Below are 20,857 nucleotides of genomic sequence, written 5' to 3'. Positions count from 1 at the left end.
AACACCTGGCGGCGCTTAGCTCACACTCTCCAGTTGATAGCTGCGAATTTTATTCAGAACCGTGGTATGTGACACCCCCAGCGCTTTGGCGATATGCCGCGACGACACATTCTCCTCCACCATCTGTTCAATTAGCTGGCGTTCAGCACACAAAACCTGCTCTTTAAAAGGACGTTCTGTTGAGCCTTGCTCAACGACAGGTAGATTCAGCATCCCTAATTCTTCCCGCGTAATGACATCGGATTCCGCCATTAGCATCAGACGAATAATGGTATTTTCCAGTTCGCGCACGTTTCCCGGCCAGCTGTGATGGTGCAGGGCATCAAAACAAGCTTTATCCAGAATGATCCGCCGCTGGAATTCCTTTGCGTATTTCTGCACAAAGTGGCGAATCAACAGACTGATATCCTGCGGGCGCTCCCGCAAGGGTGGAATAGTCAGAGAAAGTACATTGATGCGGTAATAGAGATCGGCCCGCAGCAGGCGTTGCTCCACCATATCTTCCAGATTGGCGTTGGTTGCCACAATAATGCGTACATTAACCGGAATAATTTGTGCCCCGCCAACGCGACGGATCCCGCCATCCTGCAGTACGCGCAATAATTTAGCCTGTAAACCCAGCGACATTTCACCAAATTCATCGAGAAAAAGGGTGCCTTTATCGGCCATTTCAAACAACCCTTTTTTACCTTTACAGTCCGCGCCGCTAAAAGCCCCTTTCTCATAGCCAAAGAATTCACTCTCCATCAACGACTCAGGAAGCGCAGAGCAGTTAACCGGAATAAACGGATAAAAACGCCGCTGCCCGGAATTATGGATAGCCCGGGCCAGCAGCTCTTTGCCTGTGCCCGTATCGCCACGGATCAGAACGGTATATTTGCTGTCAGCAATTTTTATCGCCTTTTCGATAAGCGAGTGCATGCTCTGGCTGCTGCAAATAATGTCAGAGAAATAGCGCGGGCGTTCCGGCTCAGACATCGACAACTCGCTTATCTCTTCGCACAGGTAAGCGACATTAATAATATCGGCACGCTGGCTTAAACAGGATTGCACGCAGGAAATATCCTGTAACTGGCGGCACCAGGATTTTATCAGGATCCGTCCAGGCGTGACTTTCATGGAGATGATATTGATATCGCAGCAGGAAAATTCCTTCAGGACATCCTCAACCATCGACAGACGATCAATTGTTTTAATATCCCAGCGTATCGTAACCACATTTGCTCCTGATAGTTAGCAACTGCGAAATAGATATTTCTGTGACGAGAGGAAATCTGACTACATTTTATACGCTGCGGAATAATGTTCTGCCATAGGACTCACATTGTGGACGGAAAAACAAAATATAAAAAAACCGGAGCACAAGGCTCCGGTTATTGGGTCATAACCCACGTTTATTGCTGTGGGTTTTCATCCTGGTCAACGGCGAAACAAGCTACCAATTGACCGCCATAGTCTTTTAACTGTGGCTGAAGCTGAGTACACGGACCAAAGCGACGACGGCAACGGGCGTTGAACGCGCAACCTGGTGGCGGATTCAGCGGGCTTGGCAGCTCACCGGTCAGCTTGATACGCTCGCGGCGATCGTCGGGGTTCAGACGCGGCGTTGCGGAGAGCAGCGCCTGAGTGTACGGATGCCGTGGATTATTGAAGATCTGATCCTTGGTTCCTTTTTCCACGCAGCGGCCTAAATACATCACCATCACTTCATCGGCAATGTGCTCTACCACCGACAGGTCGTGCGAGATAAAGACGTATGACAGCCCCAGTTCCTGTTGCAAGTCCATCATCAGGTTCAGCACCTGCGCACGTACGGAAACGTCCAGCGCCGAGACCGGTTCGTCGGCAATCACCACATCCGGGTCAAGCATCAAACCGCGGGCAATGGCGATACGCTGACGCTGGCCGCCGGAAAACATATGCGGATAGCGGTCGTAGTGCTCGGTTTTCAGCCCCACTTTCGCCATCATCGCCAGCGCTTTTTCACGACGCTCCTCTTTGCTGAGCGTGGAGTTGATCAGCAACGGCTCTTCCAGAATCTGCCCGACTTTCTTACGAGGGTTCAGGGAACCGTATGGGTTCTGGAACACTATCTGGATTTTCTGCCGACGCAGCTTCTGCGCCTGCGGGTCGTGCTTAAGCAAATCCTGTCCCTGGTAATACAGCTCACCGCCGGTCGGGATTTCAATCATCGTCAGCAGACGGCCAAGCGTGGATTTTCCACAGCCCGACTCACCTACCACCGCCAGCGTTTTACCGCGCTCCAGGGTAAAGGAAACACCATCCAGCGCTTTCACCAGGCGTTCCGGGGCGAACATGCCCTTCTTCACCGGGTAGTGTTTTTTCAGGTCAATTGCCTGCAACAGCGGCTGTTGCGCGGCGGCCTTTTGCGTACTCATAGCCCAGGCCTCCCGGCATCATCAAGTGGGTAGTGGCATTTCGACTGACGACCGCCTTCCAGCAGGTTCAGTTCAGGTTCTTCAGCGCGGCATTTGTCGGTCGCATAGGGACAGCGCGGGTTCAGTAAACAGCCGTTCGGACGGTCATATTTACCTGGTACCACGCCCGGCAACGAGGCCAGACGCGCTTTGTCCTGAGCAAACTCCGGCAACGCTCGCAGCAACGCCTGGGTATACGGATGGCGCGGCGCACGGAAAATATCCTGCGCGGCCCCGGTTTCCACGACCTGCCCGGCGTACATCACGATGATTTTGTGCGCCGCTTCGGCCACCAGCGCCAGATCGTGGGTAATCAAGACCAACGCCATGTTCTCTTTTTGCTGCAGTTCCAGCAGCAGCTCGATGATCTGCGCCTGAATAGTCACATCCAGCGCCGTTGTCGGTTCATCGGCAATCAGCAGCTTCGGACGACAGGCAATCGCCATGGCGATCATCACGCGCTGGCTCATCCCACCGGACAACTGGTGCGGATAGACATCCAGGCGCGAGGCCGGATCGGGGATCCCCACCAGCGTCAACAGGTCGATCGCCCGCTGAATACGCGTTTTTTTATTGCCGCCCTGGTGCACCTTGATGGCTTCCATAATCTGGTAGCCAACGGTGTAGCACGGGTTAAGGCTGGTCATCGGGTCCTGGAAGATCATTGCCACTTCCGCCCCCACCAGCTGGCGGCGCTCATTCTCAGAGATGCGCTTCAGGTCGCGACCATTAAACTCCAGATTTTCAGCCATAACGCGGCCGGGGTAGTCAATCAGTCCCATAATTGCCAACGAACTGACGGACTTACCAGAGCCAGATTCCCCAACAATGCCAACCACTTCACCCTGGTTCACACTGTAGCTAATGCGGTCCACGGCACGGAATTCTGAACCCACATCACCGAAGTGCACCGATAATTTATCTACATTTAATAACGCCATCTCGAACCTCTTACTGCTTCAGTTTGGGATCGAGCGCGTCACGCAGACCGTCACCCATCAGGTTAAATGCCAGTACCGTCAGCAGGATCGCCAGCCCCGGGAAGGTCACGACCCACCAGGCACTTTGAGCGAACTGCAGCACGTCAGAGAGCATGGTGCCCCACTCCGGCGTCGGCGGCTGTGCGCCCATCCCCAGGAAGCCGAGGGCAGCCATATCGAGAATGGCGTTCGAGAAGCCAAGCGACGCCTGAACAATCAGCGGCGCAAGACAGTTAGGAAGAATGTTGACGAACATCTGGCGCATCGCACCTGCCCCCGCCACGCGGGATGCGGTGACATAGTCGCGGTTAACCTCCACCAGTACGGCAGCGCGCGTCAGACGCACATAGTGCGGCAATGCCACGAACGTCAGCGCCAGCGCGGCATTGCCAATCGAGGGACCAAATACCGCCACCAGCACCAGCGCCAGTAACAGGCTCGGCAGCGCCAGCATAATATCAACCACACGCATGATGACGTTATCTACAATCCCGCCAAAATAACCGGCGATAAGCCCGAGAACCACGCCCATCAGCAGGGAGAGCACCACCACCAGACAGCCAACCAGCAGCGACAGACGCGCACCGTACATCAGGCGGGACAGCACATCGCGGCCCACATCATCAGTACCAAACAGATGCGCCATGGAACCGCCTTCCTGCCATGCAGGCGGAGCCAGCAGCGTATCGCGGAACTGGTCGGCCGGGTTGTACGGCGCGAGAACGTTGGCAAAGACCGCAATCAGGATCATCACCACCACATACACCAGCCCAACAACCGCGCCTTTGTTGCGTTTAAAATAGTGCCAGAACTCCTGCAACGGGGTCATGGGCACCGGTGCAGCAATAACTTTATTTTCAGTAACCTGTGACATGATGGCCCCTTACTTCTTATGCCGAATACGCGGGTTCACCACGCCGTACAGCAGGTCTACCAGTAGGTTGACGAGGATAATCATCGTCGCGACCAGTAATACCCCGCCCTGCACTACCGGATAATCGCGGCGTTGCAGCGCATCGATCAGCCAGCGCCCCAGACCCGGCCACGAGAAAATGGTCTCAGTCAGGATCGCCCCGGCCAGCAATGTACCGACCTGCAGGCCGATAACGGTCACAACGGGCAGCATGGCGTTGCGCAGAGCATGAATGATGATGACGCGCATCCGGGTCAGGCCCTTGGCGCGCGCGGTACGAATGTAATCCTCACCCAGCACTTCCAGCATCGATGAACGGGTCATACGCACAATGACCGCCAAAGGTATAGTGCCCAGTACCATTGCCGGCAGGACCATATGCGCCAGCGCATCGATGAAGTTGCCCTGTTCACCCCAGATAGCGGTGTCGATCAGCATAAAACCGGTCAGGGGGTTGGAATCATCAAGGAACACCATGTCGCTCACCCGACCGGAAACTGGCGTCAGGTTCCACTGTACGGAAACCAGCATGATAAGCATCATGCCCCACCAGAAGATCGGCATGGAGTAACCGGTCAGCGCAAGGCCAACGGCAGTATGATCGAAAATGGAGCCGCGCTTGACGGCAGCGAGAACACCCACCGGAATACCTACTGCGACGGCGAAAATCATCGCGCAGACGCCGAGTTCCAGCGTCGCTTTGAAGCGAGGTACGAACTCTTCCCACACCGGTAAGCGGCTTTTCAGCGAAATACCTAAATCACCATGCATAACCCCCCAGATATAGTGGAGGTACTGTTGCCACATCGGTTTGTCCAGACCGAGTTCAGCCAGCAGTTGAGCATGACGCTCAGGGGAGATTCCACGTTCACCCGCCATGATCATTACCGGATCGCCGGGGATCATATGGACAAAGGCAAAGGTGAGAAGAGTGATACCGATAAACGTGGGGATGACGAGTCCCAAACGTCGGAGAATGAACTGCAACATAACCCGGATTCTCTCTAATGACGCACGGCCTGGAACCGTGAGTCTGTATTGCTCACAAATCTTATCTCCCCCTCCAACGAGAGGGAGATAAAGCATTACTGTCAGGCAGCGCTACGGTGACCCGACTTAACGGTCCGTAGCGCTGCCTGGCTTGCTTTTAATTATTCGACAGAGACGTTTTCGAAGTGGTGTTTGCCTAATGGATCAACCACATAGCCTTTTACTTCTTTACGCACTGGTTCATACACGGTGGAGTGAGCAACAATCAGAGCCGGTGCCTGATCGTGCATAACAACCTGAGCTTGCTTGTACAGTTCAATACGTTTGTTGTGATCGTCGGTCGCTCGCGCCGGTTGGATCAGGTCTTCAAACGGCTTGTAGCACCAGCGAGAATAGTTAGAACCGTCTTTCGCTGCCGCACAGCTGAACAGGGTGGCGAAGAAGTTGTCCGGATCCCCGTTATCACCGGTCCAGCCCATCATCACGGCCTGATGCTCACCCGCTTTGGCGCGTTTCAGGTACTCGCCCCACTCATAGGTCACAATCTTGGCCTGAACGCCAATTTTCGCCCAGTCAGCCTGAACCATTTCCGCCATACGGCGCGCGTTCGGGTTGTAAGGACGCTGTACCGGCATCGCCCACAGTTCAACGGTAAAGCCTTTGTCCTGACCGGCTTCCTTCAACAGCGCTTTGGCTTTCTCAGGATCGTAGGTGTAGTCCTTAACGTCGTCGTTATAGCCCCACATGGTCGGCGGGATCAGGTTCTTCGCGGCGACGCCAGCGCCCTGATAAACCGCTTTAATGATCGCTTCTTTGTTAACCGCGTAGGTCAGCGCCTGGCGGACTTTCACGTCATCAAACGGTTTCTTCTCTGTGTTGAAAGAGAGGTAGCCAACGTTCAGACCAGCCTGCTCCATCAGGTTGATATTTTTATCCTGCTTCATGCGCGCGATGTCAGCCGGGTTCGGGTACGGCATTACCTGGCACTCGTTCTTCTGCAGTTTTGCGTAACGCACGGAAGCGTCAGGCGTAATGGAGAAGACCAGACGGTCGATTTTAGGCTTAGTGCCCCAGTAACCTTCGAATGCTTTATACAGAATACGGGAGTCTTTCTGGTACTGCTGCAGCTGGAACGGACCGGTACCGATTGGGTTCAGATCCACTTTCTCCGGGGAACCGGCTTTCAGCATGTTGTCTGCATATTCTTTGGAAAGAATAGAAGCGAAGTCCATAGCCAGGTCAGCCAGGAATGGTGCTTCCGGGCGAGTCAGCACGAACTGAACCGTTTTATCATCCACTTTTTTCACTTCGGAGATCAGGTCTGGCAGACCCATCCCTTCGAAGTATTCATAGCTGCCGCCAGACACTTTGTGGTACGGGTTCTGGGCATTTTTCTGACGATCGAAAGAGAACACCACGTCATCAGCGTTTAAATCGCGCGTCGGTTTAAAATCTTTGTTGTCCTGCCACTTCACGCCCTGACGCAGGTGGAAGGTATAGGTTTTACCGTCTTCGCTGATTTCCCACTTCTCAGCAAGGCCCGGGACCACTTCAGTTGTACCGGTTTTGAACTCGACCAGGCGATTATAGATCGGCACGGAGCTGGCATCATAGGTGGTACCAGAGGTGAAAAGCTGTGGGTTAAAGCCTTCAGGAGATCCTTCTGAACAATAAACCAGAGTTTTAGCCTGTACGCTTGCTGCGACGGTCATAGCCACCAGGCTCAGACCAAGCTTCAGCATCCCTGACTTCTTCAAGGAAATACTCATTCTTCTGCTCCAAATGTGATGTTTGTTGTTTTACCCTTTGCAGTGGGTTTGCACCGCCTGGCCTTTTTTGTTTTTTACCCGGCCGGGTCAGCGTTAAGAGGATGGGGATTCCGTTCACATAAGCGACTGAGTTGCAGTGCGGATTCTCCATGAAATGCCCCTCATGCCCTACAATCTGTCAACAGAATGTGAAAACGTCAATACAGGTAGCCGCGATTTGCACCAACGGTGAGAATTGGCAGACAAAGATTAAAAAAAGTGCAAGCGGGTATTTTCAGCAGGGAAATTTGTGCTACGCGCACTATGCCAGAATAAACATCTTCATACTTCTCAACATTTAGTGATTAACATTTATGCAATTTATTCAAATTTTCCCAATGAATGCTGCATATCTGAGCGATTAATGCCATGAACGTTAAAACGCACAGCGGAAAATGCCAGCGTCAGCCATAAGTAGCGCAAAAAAAGTTTCATGCAAACATAAAAAAAGGCAATGGAATATGTCACAGAATCGTTAACAGTCAGTGGGAAGTGGTGCACAATTTTTACAGATAAAAGGAAGGTCAATTTAGGTCGGTGAGAGCGGTACTTCTTCCCCCGGAGGTTCTCATCCTCTCGGGCTATAAAGCAAAAAACCCTGCTCGTTGAGCAGGGTTTCAAATTTGGTCGGTGATAGAGGATTACTCGCCACTGCGTGGCTCGCCCTGCGGGCCGTTGCTTACGCAACGTTCTCTCGCTACGCTCGAGTCGAACCTCTTAACCCCGGAGGTTCTCATCCTCTCAGGCTATAAAGCAAAAAACCCTGCTCGTTGAGCAGGGTTTTAAATTTGGTCGGTGATAGAGGATTACTCGCCACTGCGTGGCTCGCCCTGCGGGCCGTTGCTTACGCAACGTTCTCTCGCTACGCTCGAGTCGAACCTCTTACCCCCGGAGGTTCTCATCCTCTCGGGCTATAAAGCAAAAAACCCTGCTCGTTGAGCAGGGTTTCAAATTTGGTCGGTGATAGAGGATTCGAACCTCCGACCCCTTCGTCCCGAACGAAGTGCGCTACCAGGCTGCGCCAATCACCGAATGCGGGGCGCATCTTACTGCTCAGCCGCGCGCCCGTCAATCCCTTAGTAACAAAATGCCATTCGATCGGCGAGAAAGTCAGCAGGCCTGTTACTGGGCCACTGCTTTCTGCCCGTCCGGGATACGGCACCAGTTGTTATTCTCGTTAATACCGCCATTTGGCGAGGTATAACCGAGGCAACCCAGAACGGTATCGTACAGTTCCACATGACGACGCGGCACCTTCATCTCAGCTTCTTGCTTCAGGTGCGCAAACGCCTTCGCATGGTCAGGGTCTTCCAGATATTTGTCTGACATCCACACCATCATAGGAACGCGGAACTGCTCTGGCGGCGCCATTTTACGCGGTGTACCGTGCAGGTGCTCCCGTTCATTAATCGACTCGCCGTGATCGGCGGCGTAGAACACGATCGCTTTCTTATCGCGCAGCTGATCAAACACCTGAGTAATAAAGTGATCAACGTAGGTTACCGAATTATCAAATGAGTTAATCATCTCCTCTTTCGAGCAGCCACTATCTACGTTGACACACTCCGGCTTCCACTGTGCATATTCACGGGTGTAACGCTGGGTGTAGTTAAAGTGCGAGCCTTTGGTGTGCAGAATAATCAGACGCTTTTCACCATCATCAGTCTTCTGTAAAGATTGCTGCATCTCATTAATCAGCAGCATATCGTCAACGTTTTTGCCACGGTTACGCGGCTCAGCGCCAATCTGCTCACGGTAGGCGATGTTCTCCGCCATGGTATTGCTGTAGAACCACATCTCACTTTGCATTGCGTAGAGGTCTGTCTTGAACCCTAACTGACCGAGCACGGAAAAGACGTTTTGTTCTTTCAGAGTACGCTGAGGGTTTTCTTCCGCCCCACCTTCGCGCACAAACATACAGCGCAGCGAAAGTTTGGTCGCAGTGTCACAAGAGTATCCACGGAATGCGGCCAGATTTTTCTCCTGGGCGAGCCTTGGCGTGGTATTTCGTTCATAACCAAAAATCCCCATATGATCCCAGCGAGTCGTTTCGCCGATAATAAAGACCACATAAGTGTCGTCGAGGTTTTTGGGCGCAACATACGTAAACTTCTTCGCCGGGTTCATCAACGATTTGTTGTCTGAAGATTCATCCACCTGTGCCCAGGCGTACAAACCCAGCGCAGAGAGCCAGTTAGACGGCAAATAGGAGTTCGCAACGACCCCACCGTAGCTGGGTAAATCAATGCCTGTTTCACGCTCAACGCTTTTCTGTTGCATGCTGAGCAGACGAATGGGCGCCCACACCATCAGGCCAGCCAATAAAACCGCCGCTACGCTACGCCATCTCATGCCTGGCGTACGAATCTGTTTCATCAGGGTATAGCGGCAGCGATTACTCCAAATCAGAACCAACGGTAAAATGCTGACCGAAACCAGCCACACGATAAAATGCCAGCCGACAACTTCTTTTGATAAATCAATATCGGTAGTCATGACCGAGGCAATAATACCGTAGCCAATGACCACGTTCAGGAAAGTCATGTAATAGCTGGCACCGGCAGAACAGAGCACCACAAACGTTGCCAGTACACGCCAGACTCGTCGGCCAAATAAAGAGAGAATACGGAGTAAAAAGAAGGTCACCAGCACAGTGCCTGCTAATTCAACAACCGCAGAAAGTCCTTTCCAGACGGTAAACTCGTGCGCATATCCGCTAAAGCGACGGAAAAACACAGCGCAATTCATAAAGAGACCGATATAGATCGCGAGCAAGAAACTCAGCTTCTGCTGCGTCATCGATTTGATATATCTCATGCAAACAAACCCTGGAACAAGGGATAAAAACACCCTGTGTAAAGGCCTGTCAGACCCTACAGGGGAAAAGTGCGACAAGTGCAGATAATAAGACAATTCTACAGCGCAGGTAAGTAGACCACAGGAGGGAAGAAAAGTGCTTATAGAGAATGCAAAGGGCGCATATATTTTTGTAAATATATGCGCCGGGTATTAATCAAACCACTAATAGATTCAGGCGTGTGCCTCGGTATAGACGCTACGCTGCGGCTGACGAATAGTGGTAGAAAGCGCCAGCGAGATGATTAACAGCGCAAAGATAACGCAGAAGGTGACATAGAAACCGCCAAACAGCGAAGCGATAATCGAGCCACAAATACTGCCGATACCAAAACCAAGGTAGATAACACCGTAGTTTTTCGCCAGGTTATTCAACCCGAAGAACTCGCTGACCAGTGATGGGAACACGGTGATAGTGCCACCAAAGTTGAAGGCAACACAGGCAATTGCGGTAAAGAAGGTTATGTCATTCAGCGGCGCGAACAACAGTGCGGCCATACCCACCAGCGAAACGACCTGACCAATAGTGATAACGCGAATACGGGAGATTTTATCGGACAGAATACCCAGAACCAGACGACCAGACAGGTTAGCGATAGAAATCACGGTCACCGCGTTTGCCGCCGTTGCCACATCCATATTTGCCAGACTTTGTGCGATATCTTTTGCCACGCCAATTACGTACAGCCCGCTCATACACGCCGTCAGAAACATCACGGCCAGCATCCAGTACTGCGGTTTACGCATGGACTGCGCCAACGTGTAGTCGTTCTCCATTACGCCATTTTTGGCCTTCACTTCCTGATTCGGCGCATCTTTCATCAGCGTGGAGCCAAAGACGATCATCACCAGCACAATCGCGCCCCAAATCATGAAAGTTTTTTCCAGACCCACGGTGCTCAAAAGTTGGCTGTCGATAAATTTAAAACCGAGGCTGCCAAGGCCATAAGAACCGATGGCGAACGCAGAAATCAGTCCCTTACGCTCCGGGAACCATTTTACGCAGTTGGAAAGTGTTAACAGATAGCCCGCACCATCCGCCAGACCAACCAGCACGCCGGCGCTCAACCACAGCATAATCAGGCTGTCAGAATGGGCGGTTAAGAAGAAGCCAACGCCGAGTAAAATACCGGACGCCATGGTGACGCGCTTCACGCCAAAACGTTCCTGCAACTTCCCGGCGACGGAAGAGGAAATCGCCAGCCCAAGGCTCAGCAAACCAAAGGAAAATGCTACCTGGCTCACTGGCGCATCAAGCTTAGAAGAGAGCGCACCGTTAAACAGGCTCCAGGTATAAACAGAACCTAAGGCAAATTGAGTAATGATGGTGCCGATCAGTGTCAGCCAGCGGGTACGCTGATAATCAGAAGTTTTCATGGCAGTCTTCCTGCATAAACAAAATGGGAAATTCTCTGCCAACAACCATACCGAAGCGCTTTTATAGCCAGGGGAAAATGGCATGAAATGCCGCCAGGATGGAATGAACTGCCTGGAATGCGGAATGAATGACGAGACAAAAAGTCCGGTTACTGAATTTTATCGCATGAGTTAGTACACACTATCGCTGAGATGCGTATAATTGTTGATATCAACATGTAATCAAGATGTTTATTTGATGATTTTTTCGCGTTAAAATTTGGCGCTTACTCCCATGGTGTACATATAGTCGCTGTTGTTGGCACTATTTTCCGCCTGCGAGAGCGCCGCGTAAGCCGCCATGTGCGGGTTCAACAGCATATCCGCACCCACAGTAACATCCACCCAGTTACCGTCCTGACCCACCGCCGTCATGCGGCTGAGGCCCGACTGCGCTTTCCAGATATTTTCGCCAAACTGCTGGTTATAGCTGATTTGCGCCCACGGTCGCACATCGCCGAACTGCGAATTGACGCGCCAGCCTAACGTGCTGACGCTGGCATGCCACAGCGGATCGGTCTGCGTTACCGACGTCGCACTATCGCCAAATTCATTATAAGTAGAGGTGGTCGAACCGTCATAATGCAGTGCCGCAACCGGACCGGTCGTAACTTGCCTTGAGAGCGGGAAGTTCCAGCCCATACTCATGCCGCTGGTTGCATCCATTGGCGTATCATCGACCAGATTCACCACGGGACCCGCCACGTTTTGAGTGGAGCGAATACGTTCTTCCAAAATATCGTTATAACGCGGTTGGTGATCGCTGTCCCATGTATAACGTTCAGCCGTATGTCCTGACATTGCATCAACGATATATTCTTGTTGCCAGCCATATGCTGTATTGATGGACAGCGCACAAACTACAACGCTCGCCAGAGTTAACCTCTGACGACCACTACTGTTTCTTATAAGCATCAACGCGACTCCAGAAAAGAGCCGAATTCGGCGATATTATTGTCATTGTGTGAAGTATTTGGGCCTGAAGGCCTTATATTAAATATTGTCTTTTTAGCTGGCGCGTCAAGGCGGGCCGAATGAAATTTTTACGCCAGTAAAAACAGCGAGGAAGAATATGCAGCGTTGCGGATGGGTCAGTCAGGATCCACTTTACATTGCCTACCACGACAAGGAATGGGGCGTCCCGGAAACCGATGGCAAAAAGCTGTTCGAAATGATCTGCCTCGAAGGCCAGCAGGCAGGGCTATCGTGGATTACCGTACTGAAGAAACGGGAAAACTATCGCCACGCCTTTCACCATTTTGACCCGGAAAAAGTGGCGGCCATGACTGAAGAGGACGTGGAAAGGCTGGTACTGGATGCCGGCATAATTCGCCATCGCGGAAAAATTCAGGCCATTATTGGCAACGCGCGCGCTTACCAAACGATGACGCAAGACGGAGAGTCATTTAGCGAGTTCGTCTGGTCATTTGTTGATCACCAACCGCAAGTGACCCGCGCCGCCAACCTGAGCGATATTCCCACCTCAACGCCTGCGTCAGATGCGCTATCTAAGGCGTTAAAAAAACGCGGGTTTAAGTTTGTCGGCACCACCATCTGTTACTCCTTTATGCAGGCGTGCGGACTGGTCAACGACCATGTCACCAGCTGCATCTGTTACCCGGGAGAACAACATGATTCGTGAATCAAAGGCTGATGATCTACCGTCAATTCTGGCGCTGTGGATGGAAAGCACGATCCATGCTCATCCGTTTATCGAAGAACGTTACTGGCGCGAAAGTGAATCCATCGTGCGGGATGTTTACCTGCCCGCCGCACAAACCTGGGTGTGGGAAGAAGAAGGTGCGCTCAAAGGTTTTGTCAGCGTCATTGACGACCGCTTCCTCGGCGCCCTGTTTGTCGCACCTACCGCCATCAGAAGCGGGATCGGCAAAGCGCTGGTACACCATGTGCAGCAGCGCTTTTCGTTACTCAGCCTCGAGGTGTACCAGAAGAATCAGTCAGCGGTGAACTTCTACCATGCGCTCGGTTTTCGCATTGAAGACGGCGCATGGCAGGAGGAGACTCACCATCCTACGTGGATTATGGGCTGGCAGGCGGATCAAACGCAGTAAGCGCCAGGTTCGGTCCGCTGTATTTTTCGAGCCACACCAGCGCAGTGTTGCCCGCGCAGCCATTCCCCAGCTTCGAGCTGGGGAGATCTTTGGTCAGCACGTTGACGGCGCCATTTTTACAAATACCGTCAGCTGTCGGCTCCAAATCAGGCCAGGCACCTTCATGAATACAGATGACGCCAGGTTTGATGCCTTCCGTCACCACGGCCCCCGCCAGAACGTGTCCACGTTGATTCCACACCCTGACTGTGTCGCCATCCGCAATGCCGCGCGCGTTGGCATCCTGCGGATGAATCGTTACCGGCTCACGATCCGCTACTGCATACTGCTCACGCAACGCGCTGTAGTTAAGCTGGCTGTGCAAACGGTGCGCCGGATGCGCGGAAAGCAGCTGTAACTGATCCGGCTCGGCGTTACCGAACCATTCATCCGGCTCCAGCCACATCGGGTGGCCCGCACAATCCGCATAGCCGTAACCGGCAATCTTCGCGGAGTAGATTTCAATTTTGCCGCTGTCCGTTTTCAGCGGATGCGCCTGCGGGTCGCGGCGAAAATCCGCGAAACGGATAAACTGCGCGCTGGTGGCGTTTTCCGGCATTTCAATCAGCGCATTTTGCTGCCAAAACAAGGAGAATGGCGGCAACGTCACCTGCTGGCTGGCCCCACGCTGCCCGGCAATATTGTAAAACGTCTCCAGCCATTCCAGCTCGCTTTTGCCTTCGGTGAATCGCTCATAACCGCCCTCTTCCCAGCGTTCACTCAGTTCGGCAAAAACATCATAATCATTTCGCGCTTCATACTGCGGCGGGACGACCTGCTTCATCGGCACCAGGTGCTGGTTGCTGTAATCGCCAGTCATGGTCAAATCATTGCGCTCAAAAGAAGTGGTCGCTGGCAGCACGATATCGGCATGCTTCGCTGCGGCGGTCCAGAAACATTCCGAGATAACCACCAGCTCCGGTTTTTGCCAGGCGCGAATCAGACGGTTGGTATCCTGATGATGCGTGAAGTTGGCACCGCCCGCCCACCACAGCATCCGGATATCCGGGAAATGGCGATCCATACCGTTATGCTGGTAAAAACCACCCGGGTTTTCCAGCGCTTCGACTATCCGCGCCACCGGGATTTTATCCACTGCATCGGTGCCGCCTTTAACGCTGCCCTGCATTGAAGCCAGCACCGCAGCACGGCGCGTCGGGTTCCCGCCATTGGCAAAATGGTACGATAGACCAAAACCACCGCCTGGCGTCCCAATCTGCCCAAGCATGGCGGCCAGGGTAACGATCATCCAGTGTTTCTGCTCGCCATACTGCTGACGCTGCATGCCCCATCCCGCCATCAGCATGGTAGTATTTTGATGAAATATCGCCGCGAGTTCACGTATTTTTGCTGCCGGAACACCACAAATTTTAGCCGCCCACTCCGCCGTTTTCGCAACATCGTCAGATTTACCCAGTAGATAATCCGAGAAAAGGTCATATCCCGTCGTACACCGGGCGAGAAAATCGACATCGTGCCAATCGTTTTCCACCAGCGTATGCGCGATGCCCAACATCAGCGCCACGTCGGTCCCCATATGCGGGGCAACCCATTCCATCTTATCGCCAAAGAATTCGACGCTTTCCGATCGCATCGGATCGATACAGATCAAACGTTTGCCGCTGTCGCGCAAAGCCTCAAAGTAAGTAAGACCCTGTTCGTCGGAGGCATTCCAGGCGATCTTCAGGGTATTCAGCGGATTAGCGCTCCATAACACCACCACCTCGCTGTTCTCCAATACCACAGGCCAGCTGGTTTGCTGCTGGTAAACTTCGTTACCGCCCACCACGTAAGGCATGATGGCCTGCGCAGCCCCCGTCGAATAATCCCCCAGATGCCCGGTATAACCGCCTGCCAGCGCCATATAACGCTGTAGCAGAGTTGCCGCTTTGTGTAACACGCCGTTAGAGCGCCAGCCATAGGAACCGGCAAAAATCGAGGCCGGGCCGTAGCTGTCACGGATACGTTTATGCTGCGTATGGATAAGATTCAGTGCCTCGTCCCAACTGATGCGAACAAATTCATCCTGCCCGCGCACGCCCTGCGGGTCCTCCGGCGAGGCGAGAAAGCCTTTACGCACCATTGGAAAACGTACCCGCGTTTTACTGTGCACCTGGTTATGCACCACGGTTTGCAAAGAGTTGGGATGGGAAGTGGGCAGCGCGCCACGCGAGGAGAAAACCGTCTCTCCATCGGTTTCGACGAGAACAGGTCCCCAGTGGGCGGCGGTTAACACCGAGTAATGTGCGGGTGAATTAGCCAAGATGGCGCTCCTGAATGCGATGTAACGGCTTATTTATTATGCCGTTCAATGTTACTTACAAATTTCAGAGTCTTCCCTGGAATTTTCTTCATGTTCACACGTCATAATCAACCGCCACGGTCGCTGTGGCAAAGAAGAAAAAGTCATTAAGGAATTAAGATGAAGAAACGTGTTTTTGTTATTGCTGCCATCGTGAGCGGCGCCCTGGCGGTTTCTGGCTGCACAACAAACCCTTACACCGGCGAACGTGAAGCGGGTAAATCCGGCATTGGCGCGGGTATTGGTTCTCTGGTCGGCGCGGGCATTGGCGCACTCTCTTCTTCGAAGAAAGATCGCGGCAAAGGCGCACTAATTGGCGCGGCGGCGGGTGCGGCCGTTGGCGGCGGTGTCGGTTATTACATGGACGTGCAGGAAGCCAAACTGCGCGACAAAATGCAGGGAACGGGCGTCAGCGTGACGCGTAGTGGCGATAACATCATTCTGAATATGCCGAATAACGTCACCTTCGACAGCAGCAGCGCCAACCTGAAACCTGCTGGTGCCAACACCCTGACCGGCGTGGCAATGGTACTGAAAGAGTACAATAAAACCGCCGTCAACGTGCTGGGCTTCACCGACAGCACTGGCAGCCAGGATCTGAATATGCGTCTGTCGCAGCAACGCGCGGACTCCGTGGCCAGCGCCCTGATCACTCAAGGAGTTGCAGCTAACCGTATCCGCACTCAGGGTATGGGTCCGTCAAATCCGATCGCCAGCAACAGCACGGCGGAAGGTAAAGCGCAGAACCGTCGCGTAGAGATTACCTTAAGCCCTCTCCAGTAACGTTTTGTGCCGGATACTGGCAGTGCCCAATCCGGCATGTAGCACTTGCCATCGTTGATTTTCGCGTTAAGGTGTTCACACCAAAGTCAGGGAAATCAGCGATGAGCAAATCAACAAGGGCAACCATCAGCGATGTGGCGAAAGCCGCAAAAACCGGCAAGACCAGCATTTCACGCTATCTCAACGGTGAAAAGCACCTGCTTTCCGACGCGCTATTGGCCCGCATTGAACAAGCTATTGCCGATCTCGATTATCGTCCCAGCCTGATGGCAAGAGGCCTTAAACACGGTCGTACCCGTCTGATTGGCCTGATCATCGCCGATATTACTAATCCCTACTCCGTCAACGTGCTAAGCGGTATTGAAGCCGCCTGTCGCGATAAAGGCTTTACTCCACTGGTGTGCAACACCAACAACGAAGTGGATCAGGAGTTGCATTATCTCGACCTGCTGCGCAGTTACCAGGTCGAAGGGATTGTGGTCAACGCCGTAGGGATGCGCGAAGAAGGGCTAAACCGCCTGCAGCAGTCTGCTCTGCCAATGGTGCTGATTGATCGCAAAATTCCGGATTTCGCCTGTGATATGGTCGGGCTGGATAACACCCAGGCGGCAACGGTTGCCACGGAACATCTGGTTGAGCAAGGTTTTGAAGCCATTTTGTTCCTCAGCGAACCGCTGGGCATGGTGAATACCCGCCGCGAGCGCCTGAGCGCTTTTCGCGCCACCCTCGCACAGTACCCCGGCGTTATCGCGCAAAATGCCGAAGTCCTACTAACGGACAATACACAACTGGATGACACACTGCGCCAGTTTCACCAGCAGCATCGGGGAATGCGCAAAGCCGTTATCTCAGCCAACGGCGCCCTCACGCTGCAGGTTGCCCGCGCCCTGAAGCGCATTGGCCTTAACTGGGGCAGCGATATCGGTCTACTCGGTTTTGACGAACTGGAATGGGCCGAACTGGCGGGCGTTGGTATTACCACGTTGAAACAACCCACATGGCAGATTGGCTACACCGCCGTTGAGCAGGTTGTACGCCGGATCGATGGCGGCTCTGCTGCCATTCAGGAACAGGTCTTCTCCGGCGAACTGATCGTTCGCGGCTCTACCGCCCGTTAAATTTCCTTCGTGATGGTGATCATAAATTCGACATCATTAACTTTTCTTTGGAACCGGTTCCATCTAGCGTTATAGCAAGAACGCTAGTCTGGAGTTTCCATGAAAAGAAAAATTATGGTGGTCACTGCCGCCTACGGCCACGACCAGGTACGGATCGCAGGCGGGCAAACGGCAATGTTGCCTATTATTGCCGAAGCCGGTGCTGACGGCGTCGAAATTCGCCGCGAGTTGCTGACCGATGCCGAGCTGCACACGCTGTCCACGATGGCCTCTGCTATCGAAATTTTCGGCCTGCTGGCCTGTTACTCAGCCCCTGAGTCACTGTTCCTTAAGGACGGTAGCCTCAATCCCCGACTTCCCGCGTTACTCGAAGAAGCGCAGACCCTTCAGGCGCTGTGGCTAAAAGTCTCCCTCGGTCATTTCTCCCATACCGAACAGTTCAACGTTTTACGTGAATGGCTGGACAACAGCGGAATGGAACTGGTTGTCGAAAACGATCAGACAACCTGCGGACGCCTGCAGCCGATGCAGCGCTTTAACCAGGCCTGCCAGACGCAGAATCTGCCGATATCTCTGACCTTCGATATGGGCAACTGGCTGTGGGTGGGCGACTCCCCGGAACTGGCGGCGCAGAAACTGGCGTCAACCGTTGGGTATATCCATGTCAAAGCCGCAGTGACGCATCGCGATAGCTACCGTGCCGTGCCGCCTGATGCAGCCGATCCGCGCTGGCTGGCGCTGTTGAAAACGCTGCCCGGCGATGTCCCGCGCGGCATTGAGTTTCCCCTGGAAGGGCAGGATTTGACGGCGGTTACCCGCCATTACGTCGAGCTGTTACGCAAGGAGTAACGCATGAAAAATTCATTGGATGTGGTAACGATTGGTGAAGCGATGGCGATGTTTGTCGCCACGCAAACCGGCGAACTGGCGGATGTGGAGCAGTTTATCAAGCGCGTTGCTGGCGCTGAACTCAATGTGGCGACCGGTCTTGCCCGGCTGGGCCTGAAGGTCGGTTGGGTAAGCCGCGTTGGCAACGACAGTTTTGGCCGTTTTATCGTTAAGTCGCTGGAAAAAGAAGGGATTGATGCGCAGGGAGTCACCCGGGATGGCCGTTACGCTACCGGCTTTCAGCTTAAATCTAAGGTCGAAAATGGAACCGATCCCATTGTGGAATACTTCCGCAAAGGTTCTGCTGCCAGCCACCTCAGCATTGAGGATTATCACGAAGCTTACTTCGCCAGCGCACGCCACCTGCACCTGAGCGGCGTAGCGGCTGCGCTTTCTGCCAGCTCTTATGAACTGTTAGCCCATACCGCCCGCACACTGAAAGCGCAAGGGAAGAGCATCTCGTTCGACCCGAATTTACGCCCAGTGCTGTGGAAAAGCGAAGCTGAAATGGTGGAAAAACTGAACCGTTTGGCGTTCCAGGCTGACTGGGTTTTACCTGGGTTAAAAGAGGGCATGATTCTAACCGGTCAGCAGACGCCTGAAGCCATCGCCGACTTTTATCTGCGCCATGGGGTGAAGGCCGTGATTATCAAAACCGGGGCTGATGGTGCCTGGTACAAAACCGCCAGCGGCGAACAAGGCTGCGTCGCACCGGTAAAAGTCGACAACGTAGTCGATACGGTCGGCGCAGGCGATGGCTTTGCCGTTGGCGTTATCAGTGCCCTGCTGGAAGGGCGTTCGCTGCATCAGGCGGTGACTCGTGGCAATAAAATTGGCGCACTGGCCATTCAGGTTCAGGGCGACAGCGAAGGATTACCCACACGTGAACAATTAGGGGAATAAATTCCCGACCAACTCTGTCTCTGTACCCTACATTCAGAGGCGGCGTATCAGCATAACCAGAGGGCAGTCTATGAATAGCTCAACCAATGCAGCAAAACGCTGGTGGTATATCATGCCAATCGTGTTTATCACGTACAGCCTGGCGTACCTTGACCGCGCGAACTTCAGCTTCGCCTCCGCCGCCGGTATCAATGAAGATCTCGGCATTACTAAAGGGATCTCTTCCCTACTGGGCGCGCTGTTTTTCCTCGGCTATTTCTTCTTCCAGATCCCAGGCGCAATTTACGCCGAACGCCGCAGCGTGCGAAAACTGATTTTTATCTGTCTAATTCTCTGGGGCGCATGCGCATCGTTAACCGGCATGGTCAGCAATATTCCAATGCTTGCCGCCATCCGCTTTATTCTTGGTGTCGTTGAAGCCGCGGTCATGCCCGCAATGCTGATTTATATCAGTAACTGGTTTACGAAGTCCGAGCGTTCGCGTGCTAATACCTTTCTGATCCTCGGTAACCCAGTCACTGTCCTGTGGATGTCTGTGGTTTCCGGATATTTGATTCAGGCGCTGGGCTGGCGGGAAATGTTCATCATCGAGGGATTCCCGGCCATCATCTGGGCATTCTGCTGGTGGGTACTGGTAAAAGACAAACCGTCTCAGGTCGGCTGGCTGTCAGAGTCTGAAAAAGCCGCCCTTCAGGCACAGCTGGAAAAAGAGCAGCAAGGCATCAAAGCTGTGCGTAACTATAGCGAAGCCTTCCGCTCACGTAACGTGATCCTGCTGTGCATGCAGTATTTCGCCTGGAGTATTGGGGTCTATGGTTTTGTTCTGTGGCTGCCGTCCATTATCCGCAACGGCGGCGCAAATCTGGGGATGGTTGAGGTTGGCTGGCTGTCATCCGTACCTTATCTGGCGGCGACGGCAGCAATGATCCTCGTCTCCTGGGCCTCCGATAAACTGCAAAATCGTAAGCTGTTTGTCTGGCCACTGTTACTGATAGCTGCTTTCGCTTTTATCGGCTCCTGGGCCGTGGGTGCAGACCACTTCTGGATTTCTTACACCCTACTGGTGATTGCGGGCGCGGCCATGTATGCCCCTTATGGTCCTTTCTTTGCCATCATTCCTGAAATGCTGCCGCGTAACGTTGCCGGGGGTGCAATGGCGCTGATTAACAGTATGGGCGCGCTAGGCTCATTCTTTGGTTCATGGTTTGTCGGCTACCTCAATGGCGCAACCGGCAGCCCGTCCGCGTCGTACATTTTTATGGGGGTAGCGCTTTTTGTCTCAGTGTGGCTAACTTTGATCGTTAAGCCTGCTAATAATCAACAGCTACCTATTGGCGCACGCCACGCTTAA

General features: G+C 53.2%; 18 protein-coding genes, 1 tRNA gene and 2 other RNA genes. 7 read left to right on the top strand and 14 right to left on the bottom strand.

What is annotated here, in order from left to right:
* Positions 1-15 precede the first annotated feature (15 nt).
* The 13 genes from NMD08_RS01095 to NMD08_RS01035 all read right to left on the bottom strand — a co-directional run bounded on the left by NMD08_RS01095 (position 16) and on the right by NMD08_RS01035 (position 12,316).
* Entirely contained in the window at positions 16-1,218 is a 1,203-nt protein-coding gene (locus tag NMD08_RS01095) for a sigma-54-dependent Fis family transcriptional regulator (RefSeq protein ID WP_187253841.1), read from the bottom strand.
* A gap of 176 nt (positions 1,219-1,394) precedes the next feature.
* A complete protein-coding gene (dppF, locus tag NMD08_RS01090) occupies positions 1,395-2,399 on the bottom strand; it encodes a dipeptide ABC transporter ATP-binding subunit DppF (RefSeq protein WP_003024319.1) in 1,005 nt (334 codons plus the stop codon).
* On the bottom strand, positions 2,396-3,379 hold the full coding sequence (gene dppD, locus NMD08_RS01085) for a dipeptide ABC transporter ATP-binding protein (RefSeq protein WP_187253842.1): 984 nt from the start codon (positions 3,377-3,379) through the stop codon (positions 2,396-2,398). The genes dppF and dppD overlap by 4 nt, the downstream gene beginning before the upstream one ends.
* 10 nt (positions 3,380-3,389) lie before the next feature.
* Positions 3,390-4,292 (bottom strand): dipeptide ABC transporter permease DppC, encoded by a 903-nt coding sequence (gene dppC / locus NMD08_RS01080; RefSeq protein ID WP_003837734.1) that lies wholly within the window; start codon positions 4,290-4,292, stop codon positions 3,390-3,392.
* 9 nt (positions 4,293-4,301) lie between these two features.
* Positions 4,302-5,321 (bottom strand): dipeptide ABC transporter permease DppB, encoded by a 1,020-nt coding sequence (dppB, locus tag NMD08_RS01075; protein ID WP_151216926.1) that lies wholly within the window; start codon positions 5,319-5,321, stop codon positions 4,302-4,304.
* 161 nt (positions 5,322-5,482) lie between these two features.
* Complete coding sequence (gene dppA, locus NMD08_RS01070; RefSeq protein ID WP_151216927.1) at positions 5,483-7,090, bottom strand: dipeptide ABC transporter periplasmic-binding protein DppA; 1,608 nt, start codon at positions 7,088-7,090, stop codon at positions 5,483-5,485.
* Positions 7,005-7,241, bottom strand: coding sequence for a hypothetical protein (locus NMD08_RS01065; protein ID WP_127674029.1), 237 nt, complete (start codon positions 7,239-7,241; stop codon positions 7,005-7,007). The genes dppA and NMD08_RS01065 overlap by 86 nt, the downstream gene beginning before the upstream one ends.
* Positions 7,242-7,753: 512 nt before the next feature.
* Positions 7,754-7,887: non-coding RNA, RtT sRNA (locus NMD08_RS01060), on the bottom strand.
* A 31-nt stretch (positions 7,888-7,918) separates the two neighbouring features.
* A non-coding RNA gene (locus NMD08_RS01055) (RtT sRNA) lies at positions 7,919-8,052 on the bottom strand.
* 31 nt (positions 8,053-8,083) lie between these two features.
* Positions 8,084-8,160, bottom strand: a tRNA-Pro gene (locus NMD08_RS01050).
* Between the two features lie 91 nt (positions 8,161-8,251).
* Positions 8,252-9,946 (bottom strand): kdo(2)-lipid A phosphoethanolamine 7''-transferase, encoded by a 1,695-nt coding sequence (eptB, locus tag NMD08_RS01045; protein ID WP_370619379.1) that lies wholly within the window; start codon positions 9,944-9,946, stop codon positions 8,252-8,254.
* Between the two features lie 213 nt (positions 9,947-10,159).
* A complete protein-coding gene (locus tag NMD08_RS01040; protein WP_151223980.1) occupies positions 10,160-11,362 on the bottom strand; it encodes an MFS transporter in 1,203 nt (400 codons plus the stop codon).
* Positions 11,363-11,614: 252 nt separating this feature from the next.
* Entirely contained in the window at positions 11,615-12,316 is a 702-nt protein-coding gene (locus tag NMD08_RS01035) for an autotransporter outer membrane beta-barrel domain-containing protein (protein WP_151223981.1), read from the bottom strand.
* 157 nt (positions 12,317-12,473) lie between these two features.
* Between NMD08_RS01035 and tag the strand changes: the two genes are divergently transcribed.
* Both tag and NMD08_RS01025 read left to right on the top strand, forming a co-directional pair.
* Entirely contained in the window at positions 12,474-13,043 is a 570-nt protein-coding gene (tag, locus tag NMD08_RS01030) for a DNA-3-methyladenine glycosylase I (protein WP_151216931.1), read from the top strand.
* The gene (locus NMD08_RS01025; protein WP_151216932.1) at positions 13,033-13,473 is read left to right on the top strand and encodes an N-acetyltransferase; all 441 of its coding nucleotides are present in this window, start codon (positions 13,033-13,035) and stop codon (positions 13,471-13,473) included. Before tag ends, NMD08_RS01025 begins: the two co-directional genes overlap by 11 nt.
* Here NMD08_RS01025 and NMD08_RS01020 read toward each other — a convergent pair.
* Positions 13,442-15,775 (bottom strand): molybdopterin guanine dinucleotide-containing S/N-oxide reductase, encoded by a 2,334-nt coding sequence (locus tag NMD08_RS01020; protein ID WP_252838550.1) that lies wholly within the window; start codon positions 15,773-15,775, stop codon positions 13,442-13,444. The genes NMD08_RS01025 and NMD08_RS01020 overlap by 32 nt on opposite strands.
* 159 nt (positions 15,776-15,934) lie before the next feature.
* Between NMD08_RS01020 and NMD08_RS01015 the strand changes: the two genes are divergently transcribed.
* The 5 genes from NMD08_RS01015 (at position 15,935) to NMD08_RS00995 (ending at position 20,857) form a co-directional block, all read left to right on the top strand.
* Complete coding sequence (locus NMD08_RS01015; RefSeq protein WP_151216934.1) at positions 15,935-16,597, top strand: OmpA family lipoprotein; 663 nt, start codon at positions 15,935-15,937, stop codon at positions 16,595-16,597.
* Between the two features lie 101 nt (positions 16,598-16,698).
* Complete coding sequence (locus NMD08_RS01010; protein WP_210904164.1) at positions 16,699-17,715, top strand: LacI family DNA-binding transcriptional regulator; 1,017 nt, start codon at positions 16,699-16,701, stop codon at positions 17,713-17,715.
* Positions 17,716-17,814: 99 nt separating this feature from the next.
* A complete protein-coding gene (locus tag NMD08_RS01005) occupies positions 17,815-18,564 on the top strand; it encodes a sugar phosphate isomerase/epimerase (RefSeq protein WP_187259792.1) in 750 nt (249 codons plus the stop codon).
* Between the two features lie 3 nt (positions 18,565-18,567).
* A complete protein-coding gene (locus NMD08_RS01000) occupies positions 18,568-19,506 on the top strand; it encodes a sugar kinase (RefSeq protein ID WP_370619376.1) in 939 nt (312 codons plus the stop codon).
* 70 nt (positions 19,507-19,576) lie between these two features.
* Positions 19,577-20,857, top strand: a complete 1,281-nt coding sequence (locus tag NMD08_RS00995; RefSeq protein ID WP_151216936.1) for an MFS transporter — start codon at positions 19,577-19,579, stop codon at positions 20,855-20,857.

The sequence above is a fragment of the Citrobacter meridianamericanus genome (assembly GCF_041320245.1).
Lineage (GTDB): Bacteria > Pseudomonadota > Gammaproteobacteria > Enterobacterales > Enterobacteriaceae > Citrobacter > Citrobacter meridianamericanus.
Note: the sequence above shows the minus strand (reverse complement) of the source record. Positions and strands in the feature narration are given on the sequence as shown.